This window comes from Streptomyces olivaceus (genome assembly GCF_000721235.1).
Lineage (GTDB): Bacteria > Actinomycetota > Actinomycetes > Streptomycetales > Streptomycetaceae > Streptomyces > Streptomyces olivaceus.
Window position 1 is genome coordinate 121960 of sequence record NZ_JOFH01000008.1, and the last position, 14580, is coordinate 136539.

At 73.3% G+C, this 14580-nt stretch carries 13 protein-coding genes and 1 pseudogene; 2 read left to right on the top strand and 12 right to left on the bottom strand.

Features of this window, described 5'->3' with window-relative positions:
• Positions 1-22 precede the first annotated feature (22 nt).
• The gene (locus IG94_RS0111510) at positions 23-964 is read right to left on the bottom strand and encodes a 2-hydroxyacid dehydrogenase (protein WP_031034260.1); all 942 of its coding nucleotides are present in this window, start codon (positions 962-964) and stop codon (positions 23-25) included.
• A 76-nt stretch (positions 965-1040) separates the two neighbouring features.
• Here IG94_RS0111510 and IG94_RS0111515 point away from each other — a divergent pair, with 76 nt between their 5' ends.
• A complete protein-coding gene (locus IG94_RS0111515) occupies positions 1041-2039 on the top strand; it encodes an aldo/keto reductase (RefSeq protein ID WP_031034262.1) in 999 nt (332 codons plus the stop codon).
• A 112-nt stretch (positions 2040-2151) separates the two neighbouring features.
• Positions 2152-3324 carry a PQQ-dependent sugar dehydrogenase gene (locus IG94_RS0111520; protein ID WP_031034264.1) on the top strand — a complete coding sequence of 391 codons (1173 nt, stop codon included), beginning with the start codon at positions 2152-2154 and terminating at the stop codon, positions 3322-3324.
• Positions 3325-3333: 9 nt separating this feature from the next.
• On the opposite strand, the gene IG94_RS0111525 is transcribed toward IG94_RS0111520, so the two are convergent.
• The 11 genes and pseudogenes from IG94_RS0111525 to gatC form a co-directional block, all read right to left on the bottom strand.
• A complete protein-coding gene (locus tag IG94_RS0111525) occupies positions 3334-3594 on the bottom strand; it encodes a type II toxin-antitoxin system RelE family toxin (RefSeq protein WP_031034266.1) in 261 nt (86 codons plus the stop codon).
• A gap of 31 nt (positions 3595-3625) precedes the next feature.
• Positions 3626-3850, bottom strand: coding sequence for a DUF6191 domain-containing protein (locus IG94_RS0111530; RefSeq protein ID WP_031034269.1), 225 nt, complete (start codon positions 3848-3850; stop codon positions 3626-3628).
• Between the two features lie 38 nt (positions 3851-3888).
• Positions 3889-6801, bottom strand: coding sequence for a helix-turn-helix transcriptional regulator (locus tag IG94_RS44055; protein WP_372459495.1), 2913 nt, complete (start codon positions 6799-6801; stop codon positions 3889-3891).
• Positions 6794-7021, bottom strand: a pseudogene (locus tag IG94_RS44325) (ATP-binding protein); the annotation flags it as partial. The gene IG94_RS44055 and the pseudogene IG94_RS44325, both read right to left, overlap by 8 nt.
• A 95-nt stretch (positions 7022-7116) precedes the next feature.
• Positions 7117-7314, bottom strand: a complete 198-nt coding sequence (locus IG94_RS0111540; RefSeq protein ID WP_031034271.1) for a hypothetical protein — start codon at positions 7312-7314, stop codon at positions 7117-7119.
• A gap of 214 nt (positions 7315-7528) precedes the next feature.
• Positions 7529-8203 (bottom strand): hypothetical protein, encoded by a 675-nt coding sequence (locus tag IG94_RS0111545; protein WP_031034273.1) that lies wholly within the window; start codon positions 8201-8203, stop codon positions 7529-7531.
• A gap of 202 nt (positions 8204-8405) precedes the next feature.
• On the bottom strand, positions 8406-10652 hold the full coding sequence (locus IG94_RS0111550; protein WP_031034275.1) for an MMPL family transporter: 2247 nt from the start codon (positions 10650-10652) through the stop codon (positions 8406-8408).
• A 291-nt stretch (positions 10653-10943) separates the two neighbouring features.
• Complete coding sequence (gene gatB, locus IG94_RS0111555; RefSeq protein WP_031034277.1) at positions 10944-12458, bottom strand: Asp-tRNA(Asn)/Glu-tRNA(Gln) amidotransferase subunit GatB; 1515 nt, start codon at positions 12456-12458, stop codon at positions 10944-10946.
• A gap of 15 nt (positions 12459-12473) precedes the next feature.
• On the bottom strand, positions 12474-12713 hold the full coding sequence (locus tag IG94_RS0111560; protein ID WP_031034279.1) for a hypothetical protein: 240 nt from the start codon (positions 12711-12713) through the stop codon (positions 12474-12476).
• Positions 12710-14203, bottom strand: a complete 1494-nt coding sequence (gatA, locus tag IG94_RS0111565) for an Asp-tRNA(Asn)/Glu-tRNA(Gln) amidotransferase subunit GatA (RefSeq protein WP_031034282.1) — start codon at positions 14201-14203, stop codon at positions 12710-12712. The genes IG94_RS0111560 and gatA overlap by 4 nt, the downstream gene beginning before the upstream one ends.
• Before the next feature lie 5 nt (positions 14204-14208).
• Positions 14209-14505, bottom strand: coding sequence for an Asp-tRNA(Asn)/Glu-tRNA(Gln) amidotransferase subunit GatC (gatC, locus tag IG94_RS0111570; RefSeq protein ID WP_003973500.1), 297 nt, complete (start codon positions 14503-14505; stop codon positions 14209-14211).
• Positions 14506-14580: the final 75 nt, after the last annotated feature.

A 14580-nucleotide genomic window follows, 5' to 3' on the forward strand; every position in this document is an offset into this window, starting at 1 on the left:
TGCGGAGGGTGCCCGAAACGGATTACGCGCCCGTCGTCAGGATCACGTTGCGCAGCGGCTCCTGGTTCACGAAACGGTTCAACTGGTCCACCAGCAGCCGCTTGGCGCGCGGCAGGAAGGCGGAGGTCGGCCCGCCCGCATGCGGGCTGACGACTATGCCGGGAGCATGCCACAGCGGGTGGTCCGTCGGCAGCGGTTCCGGGTCGGTCACGTCGAGGGCCGCCGTCAGGCGCCCGTTCTCCAGTTCGGTGAGCAACGCCTTCGTGTCGACGACCGGCCCGCGCGCGACGTTGACGAGCAGGGCCCCGTCCTTCATCCGGGCCAGGAACTCCGCGTCGACCAGCCCGCGGGTGGCCTCGGTGAGCGGCGTCGACAGGACGACGACGTCCGCCCTCGGCAGCAGTGCGGGGAGGTCGGTGAGCGGGTGCACGGGGCCGCGCTCCGTGGCACGGGCGGAGCGCGCGACGCGCACCACCGGCGCGACCTCGAACGGCACGAGCCGGTCCTCGATCGCGGCGCCGATCGACCCGTACCCGACGATGAGCACCGTCCGGTCGGCGAGCGCGGGCCGGAAACCGCCGAGCCACTCGCCCCGGTCCTGCGCCCGCACGAAGTCCGGGACGCCGCGCAGCGAGGCGAGGATCAGGGTGAGGGTCAGCTCCGCGGTGCTGGCCTCGTGCACACCGCGGGCGTTGCACAGCCGGACGCCGGCGGGCAGCTGCTTCAGACCGGGCTCCACGCTGTCGATGCCTGCGGAGAGGGTCTGGAGGACCTGCACGTTGCGCATTCGGGGCAGCGGGCGCAGCCCGACCGGGCCGGGCTTCATGTAGGGGACGACGTAGTACGCGCAGTCCGCCGGGTCGGCGGGGAAGGTCTCCTCGCCGTCCCAGTGGCGGTAGGCGGGACCCTCGGGAAGTCCCTCGATCTCGTCGGGCGGGATGGGCAGCCACACGTCAGCAGTCATGGTCAGGAGGCTATGTCAGTCGCGTTCGGGGGCAGAGGTTAGGTTGGGTGGCCTGACGAGGGAGGGTCACGACCAGGTGGAGCGCAGGACGATCGGCGCGACGGCACTCGCGGTGGGGGCCGTCGGACTGGGGTGCATGCCGATGAACTGGGCGTACAGCACGTCGCGGCAGCGGGGGGACGAGTCGGTCCGGGCGGTGCACCGCGCCCTCGACCTGGGCGTCAGCCTGCTGGACACGGCGGACATGTACGGCCCGTTCACCAACGAGCTGCTGCTGGGGCGGGTGCTGAAGGAGCGGCGGCCGGACGCCTTCGTGTCGACCAAGGTCGGTCTGCTGGTGGGCGAGCAGCACATCGTGGCCAACGGCCGCCCCGGCTATGTGAAACGGGCCTGCGACGCCTCGCTGCGCCGGCTCCAGACGGACGTCATCGACCTGTACCAGCTGCACCGCGCCGACCCCGAGGTCCCCGTCGAGGAGACCTGGGGTGCGATGGCGGACCTGGTGCGGGCCGGGAAGGTCCGGGCGCTCGGGCTGTGCGCGGTCGGCGCCCGCTCCGGCCGGCGGTCCGGGGCGCGGCTGCACGACGGGACGGTCCGCCAGCTGGAGCGGGTGCAGCAGGTCTTCCCGGTCGCCGCGGTCGAGGCCGAGCTGTCGGTGTGGTCGCCGGAGGCGCTGCGGACGCTGCTTCCGTGGTGCGCCGCGCGCGGGGTCGGTTTCCTCGCCGCGATGCCGCTGGGCAACGGCTATCTGACCGGCACGCTGACGCCCGGGCAGGGTTTCGAGCCGGAGGACCTGCGGGCCCGGCATCCCCGCTTCACCGCCGAGATGATGGCCGCCAACCAGCCGATCGTCGCCGGTCTGCGCCGGATCGCGGCCCGGCACGGCGACGCTGTCACCCCGGCGCAGGTGGCGCTGGCCTGGGTACTGGCGCAGGGGCGGCACGTGGTGCCGGTGCCGGGGACCAAGCAGGAGCGCTGGGTGACGCAGAACGCGGGCGCGGCCGACCTGCGGCTGACCGAGCGGGACCTGGCGGAGGCGAGCGCGCTGCCGCCGGCCCAGGGCTCCTGGGAGTGACCCGGCACGCCGTCCACCTGAGCGGCGGTGTGCCGGTTCGGGTTGCGGCGATCGGGAACTTGGAGGGCCCGTGCGGTGTATGACAGGGAGAACCCGCCGCGTCGAAGGGACCATGATCGTGCAACGTCGAGCCGTACCGGCCGTGTTGGCCGCCGCCCTCCTGCTGACGGCCGGGTGCTCCTCCGGCGACGGGGGCGGGGACGCGTCCGGGGCGGACGGGAGCGCCACACCGACGCGTTCGGGGGCCCCGTCCTCGCCCGCCGGGTCGCCGGCCGAGCAGACGCCGCCCGCGAAGGGCTCCGTGGAGGTGGTCCGCACGGTGGCCACCGGACTGAAGAGCCCCTGGGGTCTGGCCCCCTTGCCCGGCGGCGACCTGCTGGTCTCCTCCCGCGACGAGGCCACGGTCGTCCGGATCGACGAGAAGACCGGCGACCCGACCGAACTGGGCGAGGTGCCCGGGGTGTCGGCGTCCGGCGAGGGCGGCCTGCTCGGCATCGCCCTCTCCCCCGACTACGCCTCGGACCACATGGTCTACGCGTACTTCACCTCCGCCTCCGACAACCGGATCGTACGGATGCGGTACGACGAGAAGAAGCCGGCGGGCGAGCAGCTCGGCGCGCCGGACACGGTCTTCCGCGGCATTCCCAAGGGCGTGATCCACAACGGTGGCCGGATCGCGTTCGGGCCGGACAAGATGCTCTACGCGGGGACGGGCGAGAGCGGTGACACCGGCCTCTCGCAGGACAAGAAGTCCCTCGGCGGCAAGATCCTGCGACTGACGCCGGACGGCGAACCGGCGCCCGGCAACCCCTTCCCCGACTCCCCCGTCTACTCGTACGGCCACCGGAACGTGCAGGGGCTGGCGTGGGACGGCAAGCAGCGGCTGTTCGCCTCGGAGTTCGGCCAGGACACCTGGGACGAGCTGAACGCGATCAGGCCCGGCGACAACTACGGCTGGCCCGAGGCCGAGGGCAAGGAGGGCGGCTCCGGCTTCCGGGACCCGGTCGCCCAGTGGAGCACGGACGAGGCCTCCCCCAGCGGCGTCGCGTACGCCGAGGGCTCGGTGTGGATGGCGGGCCTGCGCGGTGAGCGGCTGTGGCGGATCCCGCTGAAGGGCACGGAGACGTCCGCCGACCCGCAGGCGTTCCTGGAGGGCGAGTACGGCCGGCTGCGCACGGTGGCGGCGGCCGGCGGCGACAGGTTGTGGCTGGTCACCAGCAACACGGACGGCCGGGGGGACGCGAAGGGGGACGACGACCGGGTTCTCGAGCTGCGGGTGAAGTAGACCGGGCGGTCACTCACCCTCTATAAGCGACCGGTCAAGGATCGCCACGGACACGAGGATCAGGAAGGCCCGGTGAACCATGTAGTCGACGGTGAGTCCGGGGGCCACGGAGACCACGCGGATGTCCTCGCCGCTGACGGCCTTCGACACCGACGTGAACGGGTCCTCGGCCAGCTTCAGGAGCCCTCGCTCCAGGAGCTTGCGCCGGTCTTCCGGAAGCGCGTCACGCTGCGTGGCAGCGCGCTCGGTGAACTCGATCTGGTACAACACAGTTCCTCCGTGGCTCGGGCACTGAGCGCTATTATCCCCCGGCCGGCGGCTCCCCGGTGCCGGGCTCCGGGGCGGCGTCCGTGTCCTCGTCCTCGGGGACCGGCGGGTGGACGACGACCTTGCCCGAGCTGAGGTCTATCGGGCCTCGGCCGGGGTCGCCGTCGCCGATGTCCTCGCGGGTCAGCTCCAGGCGGTTCTGCTCGTCCTGGGTGTGCTTGCGGCCGGGGGAGAACAATTCCTCGAATGCGTTGAACACGGGGCCTCCGTCACTCGGCGTCCCTTACAGCGTAAACGTCACTCGGTCGAACCGGACGTGAGCCGTTCGGCGGGGAACAGCGCCAGCCGGTGGGCCACCGCCGCCGCCTCGCCGCGGCCGGAGACACCGAGCTTGGCGAGGATGTGGGAGACGTGGACGCTCGCCGTCTTGGGCGAGATGAAGAGCTCCTCGGCGATCTGCCGGTTGGTGCGGCCGTCCGCGACCAGGCGCAGCACCTCACGCTCCCGGCCGGTGAGACGCAGGGCCTCGGCCGGGCCGGCGGCGGGCCCGGGACCGGCGGCGGGTCCGGCCTCCCGGCCGAGGGTGAGGCGGGCGCGCCGGACGAGCAGGCCGACGGCCTCGGCGAGGGGGCGGGCGCCGAGGTGGTCGGCGACGCCGCGGGCCAGGCGCAGCAGTTCGGTGGCGCGGGCCCGCTCGTCGTCGCCGCCGGTGGCCAGCAGGGCGCCCGCCAGCCGGTGCCGGACGCGGGCGAGTTCGTAGGGCCGCTCCAGGCACTCGAAGGCGGTGACCGCCTCGGACCAGTGGTCCGGGGTGTCGCGGCCGTGGGCGCGGTGGAGTTCGGCGCGGACCCACTTCTCGTGGGCGGCCCAGACCGGGGCTCCCGTCGTGAGGGTCTTGGCGGCCCCGGCGAGGCGCTCCAGAGCCTCGGCCCGGCCCTGCTCGGCGGCCGGCAGCGCCCGCGCGTCGGCCTCCGTCTCGGCCGCGGCGAGCAGCAGGCGCCAGGCGTGCCGCTGGGTGCCCGGCGGGAGGCCGGCGTCCAGGACCCGGGCGAGTTCGGCGCGGGCGTCCGGGACGCGGCCCTCCGCGGCGGCGAGGGCGACGGTGAGGGTGGCCAGCGGCAGGGAGTGCTGCGGCATGGGGTCGTGCGTGCCGTAGGCGGCGCGGGCCTCGGCGAGGAACCGGGCGGCCTCGGTCCGCTCGCCGCGCGCGAGGCCGACGACGGCACGCTGGAGGGCGGCGTCTCCGCGGGGCGCGGGCCCTCGGCCGGGGGCACCGGCCCTGTCCGCGGCCTCGACGGCCTCGTCCCAGCGGCCCAGGGACACGAGCGAGTCGGCGATGTTGCCCCAGACCCAGGCCTCGGACTCCGGCAGCCCCATCCGCCGCGTCAGTTCGATCCCCTCGCGCAGGATGCCGAGCGCGTCCTCGGAGCGGCCGACGCCCTCCAGGGAGGAGGGCAGGTTGACGTGGCTGCGGGCCACCACGGCGGACCGCGGCTGCGCCACCACCACCTCTCTGACCCGGAACATCTCCGCGAGTCCCGCCTCGATGTGCCCGGCGTCCACCATCAGGCCGCCCAGGGTGAGCCGGGCGTTGAGTTCGATCTCCTCGGCGCCGACCATCCGCGCGTACTCGACGGCCCGCTCGGCCGCGGTCACGGCGCCGGGTCCCGGGCTGTGCAGCATGGACCAGTTGGCGGCCATGGCCAGCACCTCGGCGTGCACCTCGGAGGGCGGCAGGCCCCGGACCAGTTCCTGGGCGATGCCCAGCTCGCGCCGGCCGTCGCCCCGGCCCTGGGCCTGGACCAGCAGCGAGCGCTGCGTCCAGAACCAGGCGGCGCGCCGCGGGTCCCGGCCGGCCGCGTCCGCACCCGCCTCCGGCTCGCCCTCCAGGAGGCGCAGCGCCCGCTTGGTGATCTTCATGGCACGCTCGCGCTCCCCGCACAACCGGCCGGCGACGGCGGCCTCGGCCATCAGGTCCAGGTAACGCGGGGGCGTGGTGGCCGGATCGCGCCCGCCGGAAGGATCTTCGTGCCGTTCGGGCCGTGGCGGAGGGTGGACCTCGGCCCGGTCGACCGGGCGCAGGCCGGCGCGTACGTCGTCCGGGGCCGCGTCCCACAGTTCCATCGCGCGCTCCAGGAGCCGCAACTGCTCGGAGTAGGCGTGCCTGCGGCGGGCCTCCACGGAGGCGTCCAGGACGGCGGGCAGGGCCTTGGCGGGATCGTGGGCGTGGTACCAGTGACTGGCCAGGCGCAGCACGCGGTCGGCGGCCGGGACCAGCGTGGGATCGGCGTCCAGGGCCTCGGCGTAGCGGCGGTTGAGGCGGGAGCGCTCGCCGGGGAGCAGGTCGTCGCCGACGGCCTCGCGGACCAGGGAGTGGCGGAAGCGGTAGCCGTCGGGGGCGGGCAGCAGGATGTGGGCGTTCACCGCGGCGCGCAGGGCCTCGATCAGGTCGTCCTCGCCGAGCCCGGCGACGGCGGCGAGCAGCCGGTGCTCCACGGTGGAGCCGCCCTCGGCGACGATCCGCGCGACGCGCTGGGCGCTCTCGGGCAGGGCTTCGACGCGGACCAGGAGCAGGTCGCGCAGGGAGTCGGTGAGGCCGGTGCGGCTGCCCTCGTGGGCGGCGACGGCCAGTTCCTCGACGAAGAAGGCGTTGCCGTCGGAGCGTGCGAAGATCTCGTCGATCTGGAGCGGGTCGGGTTCGCGGGCGAGGATTCCCGCGATCTGGCGGCCGGCCTCGTCACGGGTGAAGCGGCCCAGTTGGAGCCTGCGGACGGTGCGCAGCCGGTCGAGTTCGGCGAGCAGGGGGCGCAGCGGATGGCGGCGGTGGATGTCGTCGGAGCGGTAGGTGGCCAGGACGACGAGGCGGCCGGTGCGCAGGGTGCGGAAGAGGTAGGCGATCAGGTGGCGGGTCGAGGCGTCGGCCCAGTGCAGGTCCTCCAGGACGAGGACGACGGCGCGGTCGGCGGCGACGCGCTCCAGCAGGCGGGCGGTGAGTTCGAAGAGGCGGGCCATGTCCTCCTCGTCCGGCCGGCCGCCGCCACCGGGGGCGCCGCTGTCGCCCAGTTCGGGCAGCAGCCGGGCCAGCTCCTCCTCCTGGCCCCGGGCGGCCCCGGCCAGTTCGTCCGGGAGCCGGCGGCGCAGGGCGCGCAGGGCGGTGGAGAAGGGCGCGAAGGGCAGTCCGTCGCCGCCGATCTCGACGCAGCCGCCCAGCGCGACGACGGCACCCCGGCGGCCCGCGGCGGCCCGCGGCGGCGGCGAACTCCTCGACGAGCCGGGTCTTGCCCACTCCGGCCTCGCCGCCGAGCAGCAACGCCTGCGGCTCGCCCCCGGTGGCGGACGCGCGGGCGAGGGCGTCGTGCAACGTGTCCAGTTCGCCGGTGCGGCCGACGAACACGGGACTGACGGACCTGGTCTCCACGGGCCCGAGCATCGCACGCGGGTGCGACAGCGCGGCAGCGGATTTCGGCGGGGCCGCAACGGCGGCGGGGAGGGAGGCCGTGCGGCCTCCCTCCCCGGCTCCCCCGTTCACGCGGCCCGGGCGGACCGGTGCCGGCGGTGGCGCGGCGTATGGCTCTCCGTGCCGGAGGCTTCGTGCCGGCCCGTTCGCCGGGCGGCCCGGCGGGCGGCGCGGCGGGCCAGGACGACCTCGCGGGCGAGCCGGGCCTCGGCGCCTCGGCGGATCAGATCGGCGTAGCGGTAGCGCTGGATCTCGTACTCGTACATGGCGTCTCCCTCGTCCCCTGGTGAGAGCCGGTTCCGGCTCCGGTCCCGGCTTCGCTCGTCCGCGATGCCTCCACCTTCGTCTCCCAGGGGGGAGCGCCACATCGGGCAAGTTCCGCATCTTCGGCGCCGTGCGGGGCCTCGGACGCGCGTGAGGGGCCTTAGGGCGCGCGCCGCCGGCGCGCGGATGCCCTAAGACCCCTCAGCAGTGCCCGGGTCAGCCCGTGGAGGGCAGGCCCAGCAGGACGTTCGTGTACTTCAGGACGGCCAGGAGCAGGCCGATGACGCCGAGGGCGACGCCCGCCCAGGCGACCGACTTGATCCACGGGGCCTGCGGGCGGCCCGGCGCGCCGAACGCGGGGCGGGCCAGCACGACCACGCCGACGACCAGCGCGACCAGGGCGAAGACGCCGCCCCACATCGCGGTGGCCTGCCAGGCGTTGCCGTAGCCCTTCTCGATCAGCATGCCCACGTCGGACGACGAGGACGTCTCCAGCTGGCCGATCAGCGACTCCCGCGCGGAGGCCACGGTGCCGACCCAGCTGCCGGTCAGGGACACGATGCCGAGCCCGGCGGAGACGACGGCGCCCGCGCCCTGGCCGACGCCGGTGGGGCCGGCCGGGGTACCGGTGCCGTCCTCGTCGTCGGCGTCGGCGTCCACCGGCGTGTCGTCGGCGTTCTCCGGCGTGTCCTCGCCGTCCTCCGGCGTGTCGCCGGCGTCCTTCGGCGTGTCGGTGCCGTCGGAGGCCTTGGTCCCGGGGGTCTCGGCCCTCTCCTTCTCGGCCGCTTCGGCGTTCTTCGCGGCCCCGGTGGACTCGGCGGCCTCGGTCACCTCGTCCGTCTTGTGCTCGTCGGTCTTGACGCCGTTCTCGTCCACTGTCTTCGTTCCCATGCCTCGCACCGTACGGACGCTGTCTGAGAGGTCCCTTAATGATCCTTGTGTGCGGTGACGCGCGTGTGGCGCCCCGATGGGGAGGCCGCGCGCGGCACGCCCCACGCATCATGCCGAGTCGCCGGGCGGCGCCGGCACCCGGGGTGTTCGCCGGGGAGGCCGGTGGCGCTTCCGCCGAGGGGGACGCGGCCCGGCACGGTCGTCACCCGGCCGTGTCCCGCACGTTCCGCTGCCGCTCCCGGGCGTCGAGGATGTCCGCCACCTCGGCGTCCGTCGCCGCGGCCGGCCGCCCGTGCGCGGCCCGGCACTCGGGCGGCTCGATGCTGATGCGCGGCAGAACGGCGTCCAGCCGGCGCGGCAGCCACCAGTTGGCGCGGCCGAGGAGGTGCATCAGGGCGGGCACGAGGAGCGTGCGCAGGACGAAGGCGTCCAGGGCGACCGCGGCGGCGAGGGCGATGCCGAACATGGCGATCACCCGGTCGCCGCTGAGCACGAAGGCGAGGAAGACCGAGATCATGATGACGGCGGCGGAGTTGATCACGCGGCCGGTCTCGGCGAGCCCGACCCGGACGGCGCGCCGGTTGTCGCCCGTCTCCAGCCACTCCTCGTACATCCGGCTGACCAGGAAGACCTGGTAGTCCATGGAGAGTCCGAAGAGCACCGAGACCATGATGACGGGGAGGAAGGGTTCGATCGGGCCCGCGCTGCCGAGGCCGAGCAGGTCGCTCCCCCAGCCCCACTGGAAGATCGCCACGACGACGCCGAAGGCGGCGGCCACGGCGGCGACGTTCATGGCGGCCGCCTTGAGGGGGATGCCGACCGAGCGGAAGGCCAGCAGGAGCAGCAGGCAGCCCAGGCCGACGACCACGCCGACGAAGAGCGGCAGCTTGCCGACGATGACGCCGGCGAAGTCGTCGTAGCCGGCCGTCACGCCGCCCACGTGCAGGTCCAGCGCGGTGCCGGACTCGGCGCGCGGCAGCACCTCGGAGCGCAGCCGCTCGACGAGGTCGCTGGTGTCCCGGGACTGCGGCGCCGACTCGGGTACGACGGTGAGGTGCGCGGCGTCGCCCGCGGAGTCGTACGTCACAGGGGTGACCGAGGAGACGCCCTCGGTGGTGCGCAGGGTGGCGTCGAGGTTGTCGAGGGCTAGGCGGTCCTCGGCGCCGCCGACCTCGGTGACCAGGACGAGTGGTCCGTTGACGCCGGGTCCGAAGCCCTCGGCGAGGAGGTCGTAGGCCTGGCGGGTGGTGGTGCCCGCGGGGTCGTTGCCCTGGTCGGAGGTGCCGAGGCGCAGTCCGAGGGTGGGCAGCGCGAGGACGGTGACGACGACGAGGGCGAGGGCGCCGAGCAGCTTGGGGCGCCGCTCGACGAAGGCCGACCAGCGGGCGGCGAACCCGGTCGGCACCTCGGGCTCGGGCCCGTGCTCGGCGAGCCGGCGCCGCTCGCGCCGGCTCAGGGCGCGCGGGCCGATGTACGCCAGCAGGGCGGGCAGCAGCGTCACGGAGGCGGCGACGGTGAGGAGGACGGTCAGCGAGGCGGCGACGGCGACGCCGTTGAGGAAGCTCAGCCGGAGGATCAGCATGCCCAGCAAGGCGATGCAGACGGTGGCACCCGCGAAGACGACGGCCCGTCCGGTGGTCGCGACGGCACCGGCGGCGGCCTCGGTGACGGACAGGCCCCGCTTCAGGCCGCGCCGGTGCCTGGTGACGACGAACAGCGCGTAGTCGATGCCCACGCCGAGGCCGATGAGGGTGCCCAGCATGGGCGCGAAGTCGGCGACGGTCATGAAGTGACCGAGGAGGGTGATGCCGGCGTAGGCGGTGCCGACGGAGACCAGTGCGGTGGCGATGGGCAGCAGGGCCGCGGCGGCGGAGCCGAAGGCGAGGAACAGCACGAGTGCGGCCACGGCGACGCCGACGGCCTCCGCGAGGTGGCTGCCGGTGCTCTCGGTGAGCTCTATGGCGCCGCCGCCCAGTTCGACGCGGAGCCCGTCGGTCCCGGCCGCCTCGGCGATGTCGACCACGGCCCGCGCCTCCCCCGGGTCGATGTCCTGCGAGGCGTCCTCGAACGTGACGGTGGCGTACGCGGTGCGGGCGTTCTCGCTGATCTGCGGCGAGTCGGGGTCCTCGTACGGGTTGGTCACCGCGGCCACGCCGGGCAGGTCCGCGATGCGGTCCAGGGTGCGGGTCATGGCCTGTTCGACGTCGGCGGCGCGGACGGTGCCGTCCGCGGTGTGCCAGACGACGGTGTCGCTGTCGCCGCCGAGGGCGGGGAAGTCGGAGGCGAGCAGCCGGGAGGCGCGGTCGGAGTCGGTGCCGGGGATGCTGTAGTCGTTGGAGTACGCGGAGCCCGCGGCGGTGGCGGCCGCGGCCACCCCGCCGAGGGCGAGCAGCCAGAGCAGAACGGTGACGAGACGACGTCGAACACACCAGCGTGCGAGGGCTGCCACGAACGTGCTCCCAGGGGTGTCTGTTTGTGGATCTTTGCCCGGGAACACCGGATGGACCGGGATCACACCGGAACGGCCGCCGGTGACACGAACCGCCGTCAGTGGTGCGAACCGTCATCCCTGGTGCGAATGCCCGCAAAGAACGCATGAGCAATGCGGAATCACTCTTGCAGGCAGAAGTGATCCTTTGCGGGCTTAGTGGCCTTATTCACAACAACGGCCCTGGAGGAACGCGCCGGGACCGGCACGCCCTCCAGGGCTCGTGGTGCTCGTGGAGTACGAGAGTGGGGCTCAGCCCTCGCTCACGCCCAGCTTCTCCAGGATCAGCTCCTTGACGCGGGCCGCGTCGGCCTGTCCCCGGGTGGCCTTCATGACGGCGCCCACCAGGGCACCGGCCGCGGCCACCTTGCCGCCGCGGATCTTGTCCGCGACGCCGGGGTTGCCGGCGATGGCCTCGTCGACGGCGGCGGTCAGGGCGCCCTCGTCCGAGACGACCTTCAGGCCGCGCTTGTCGACGACCTCGTCCGGCGTGCCCTCACCGGCGAGGACGCCCAGGATGACCTGGCGGGCCAGCTTGTCGTTCAGCTCGCCCTTGGTCACCAGTTCGGCGACGCGGGCGACCTGGACCGGGGTGATCGCCAGCTCGTCGAGCGCCGTGCCCGACTCGTTGGCGCTGCGGGCCAGCTCACCCATCCACCACTTGCGGGCGGAGGCCGCGTCGGCGCCGGCGTCGATCGTGGCGACGATCGGGTCGAGCGCCCCGGCGTTGAGGATGGACTGCATGTCGTTGCCGGAGATGCCCCACTCCTCGCGGAGCCGGCTGCGGCGCACGAGCGGCAGCTCGGGCAGGGCGGAGCGGATCTCCTCGACCCACTCGCGCGAGGGCGCCACCGGCACCAGGTCGGGCTCCGGGAAGTACCGGTAGTCCTCGGCCTCCTCCTTCACGCGGCCCGAGGTGGTGGACCCCGTGTCCTCGTGGAAGTGGCGGGTCTCCTGGATGATCGTGCCGCCGTCGTTCAGCACGGCGGCGTGCCGCTGGATCTCGAAGCGGGCGGCGCGCTCGACGGAGCGCAGCGAGTTGACGTTCTTGGTCTCGCTGCGGGTGCCGAACTTCTCCCGGCCGTGCGGGCGCAGCGACAGGTTCACGTCGCAGCGCATCTGGCCCATCTCCATGCGGGCCTCGGACACGCCGAGGGCGCGGATCAGCTCGCGCAGCTCGCGGACGTACGCCCGCGCGACCTCGGGGGCGCGCTCGCCGGCTCCCTCGATCGGCTTGGTGACGATCTCGATGAGCGGGATGCCGGCGCGGTTGTAGTCGAGCAGGGAGTGCGAGGCGCCGTGGATACGGCCCGTCGCGCCGCCCACGTGCAGCGACTTGCCGGTGTCCTCCTCCATGTGGGCGCGCTCGATCTGGACGCGGAAGGTCTCCCCGTCCTCCAGCTGCACGTCGAGGTGGCCGTCGAAGGCGATCGGCTCGTCGTACTGGGAGGTCTGGAAGTTCTTCGGCATGTCCGGATAGAAGTAGTTCTTCCGGGCGAAGCGGCACCACTCGGCGATCTCGCAGTTCAGCGCGAGGCCGATCCGGATCGCCGACTCGACGCCGGTCGCGTTGACGGCCGGGAGCGCGCCGGGCATGCCGAGGCAGACGGGACAGGTCTGGGTGTTGGGGTCGGCGCCCAGCGCGGTCGAACAGCCGCAGAACATCTTGGTGCGGGTGCCGAGTTCGACATGGACCTCTAGGCCCATGACGGGGTCGTACGAGGCGAGTGCGTCCTCGTACGACACCAGGTCGGTCGTGGTGGTCACGGTGAAACTTCCCTCTCAGCCCAGCAGGACGTCGTCGTCGCCGAGGCGCTTGACCTCGCGGTAGAGGATGGCGAGGTTGGTGACGACGGCGACTCCGGTGACGACCGCGTCGAGCAGCCGCAGCGTGTCGCTCTCGTCACGCGCCTTCTTGATCTGCTTGTAGACACCCACGGCGCCGAACGCCGAGGTGGCCATCGAGACGTACAGACCGGACTTGGACTTCTTGAAGCCCTTGGCCTTGGACAGTGCGCTCACAGCGACGGTGCCTCCTCGATCAGCGGGTGGCCCCACTGTTCCACGAAGGCGGCCTCGACGGCGGCGCCGACCTTGTAGAGCCGGTCGTCCTTCATGGCGGGGGCGATGATCTGCAGACCCACCGGCAGGTTGTCCTCGGGCGCGAGGCCGCAGGGCAGCGACATGGCCGCGTTGCCCGCCAGGTTGGTGGGGATGGTGCACAGGTCGGCCAGGTACATCGCCATCGGGTCGTCGGCGCGCTCGCCGATCGCGAAGGCGGTGGTCGGGGTCGTCGGGGAGACGATCACGTCGACCTGCTCGAAGGCCCGCTCGAACTCCTGCTTGATGAGGGTGCGGACCTTCTGGGCGCTGCCGTAGTACGCGTCGTAGTAGCCGGAGCTGAGGGCGTACGTGCCGAGCATGATGCGGCGCTTGACCTCGGGGCCGAAGCCGGCCTCGCGGGTCAGGGAGGTGACCTCCTCGGCGGAGTGCGTGCCGTCGTCGCCGACGCGCGCGCCGTAGCGCAGGCCGTCGAAGCGGGCGAGGTTGGAGGAGCACTCGGAGGGCGCGATCAGGTAGTACGCGGAGAGCGCGAGGTCGAAGGACGGGCAGTCCAGCTCGACGACCTCGGCGCCCAGCGACTTCAGCAGCTCCACGGACTCGTCGAAGCGCTGCACGACACCGGCCTGGTAGCCCTCGCCGCGGAACTGCTTGACGACGCCGACGCGCATGCCCTGCACACTGCCGTTGCGGGCGGCCTCGACGACCGCGGGGACCGGCGCGTCGATGGAGGTGGAGTCCATCGGGTCGTGCCCGGCGATCGCCTCGTGCAGCAGGGCCGCGTCCAGGACCGTGCGGGCGCAGGGGCCGCCCTGGTCGAGGGAGGAGGAGAAGGCGACCATGCCGTAGCGGGAGACGCCGCCGTAGGTCGGCTTGACGCCGACCGTGCCGGTGACGGCCGCGGGCTGGCGGATGGAGCCGCCGGTGTCGGTGCCGATGGCGAGCGGGGCCTGGTAGGCGGCGAGGGCCGCGGAGGAACCGCCGCCGGAGCCGCCGGGGATCTTCGTGAGGTCCCAGGGGTTGCCGGTCGGGCCGTACGCGCTGTTCTCGGTGGAGGACCCCATGGCGAACTCGTCCATGTTGGTCTTGCCGAGGATGACGACGTCGGCGGCCTTCAGCCGCCGGGTGACGGTCGCGTCGTACGGCGGGATCCAGCCCTCCAGGATCTTCGAGCCGACGGTGGTGGGGATGCCCTCGGTGGTGAAGATGTCCTTGAGCGCGAGGGGTACGCCGGCCAGCGGGCCGAGCTTCTCGCCGCGCTCGCGCTTGGCGTCGACGGCGCGGGCCTGGGCCAGCGCGCCCTGGCGGTCGACGTGCAGGAAGGCGTGCACCTTCTCGTCGACGGCCTCGATGCGGGCCAGGTGGGCCTCGGTGACCTGGACGGCGGTCAGCTCGCCGGAGGCGATCTTCGCGGCGATCTCGGCCGCGGTGAGCCTGATGATGTCGCTCATGGCGGTTACTCCTCCCCCAGGATCTGCGGCACCTTGAAACGCTGCTGCTCCTGGGCCGGGGCGCCGGAGAGCGCCTGCTCGGGCGTGAGCGACGGACGGACCTCGTCCGGCCGCATGACGTTCGTCAGCGGGAGCGGGTGCGAGGTCGGCGGTACGTCTTGGTCGGCGACCTCGCTGACGCGGGCGACCGCGCCGATGATGTCGTCCAGCTGTCCCGCGAAGTGCTCGAGCTCTTCGGGCTTCAGCTCCAGACGCGCCAGCCGGGCGAGGTGGGCGACCTCCTCGCGCGTGATGCCAGGCATGCAGCGTTCCTCTGGGTGAGTGTGTGGTCGGGGCGAATCGGCCGGTACCAGTCGCTTGTCCCGGTCGGTTTGGCC

What these genes read in the sequence shown, in the direction of transcription:
- IG94_RS0111545 (WP_031034273.1), bottom strand. Translation starts at nt 8,203, where the DNA reads ATGGGAACGAAGACAGTGGACGAGAACGGCGTCAAGACCGACGAGCAC.
- gatA (WP_031034282.1), bottom strand. Translation starts at nt 14,203, where the DNA reads ATGAGCGACATCATCAGGCTCACCGCGGCCGAGATCGCCGCGAAGATC.
- IG94_RS0111520 (WP_031034264.1), top strand. Translation starts at nt 2,152, where the DNA reads ATGATCGTGCAACGTCGAGCCGTACCGGCCGTGTTGGCCGCCGCCCTC.
- IG94_RS0111540 (WP_031034271.1), bottom strand. Translation starts at nt 7,314, where the DNA reads ATGTACGAGTACGAGATCCAGCGCTACCGCTACGCCGATCTGATCCGC.
- IG94_RS0111510 (WP_031034260.1), bottom strand. Translation starts at nt 964, where the DNA reads ATGACTGCTGACGTGTGGCTGCCCATCCCGCCCGACGAGATCGAGGGA.
- gatC (WP_003973500.1), bottom strand. Translation starts at nt 14,505, where the DNA reads ATGCCTGGCATCACGCGCGAGGAGGTCGCCCACCTCGCCCGGCTGGCG.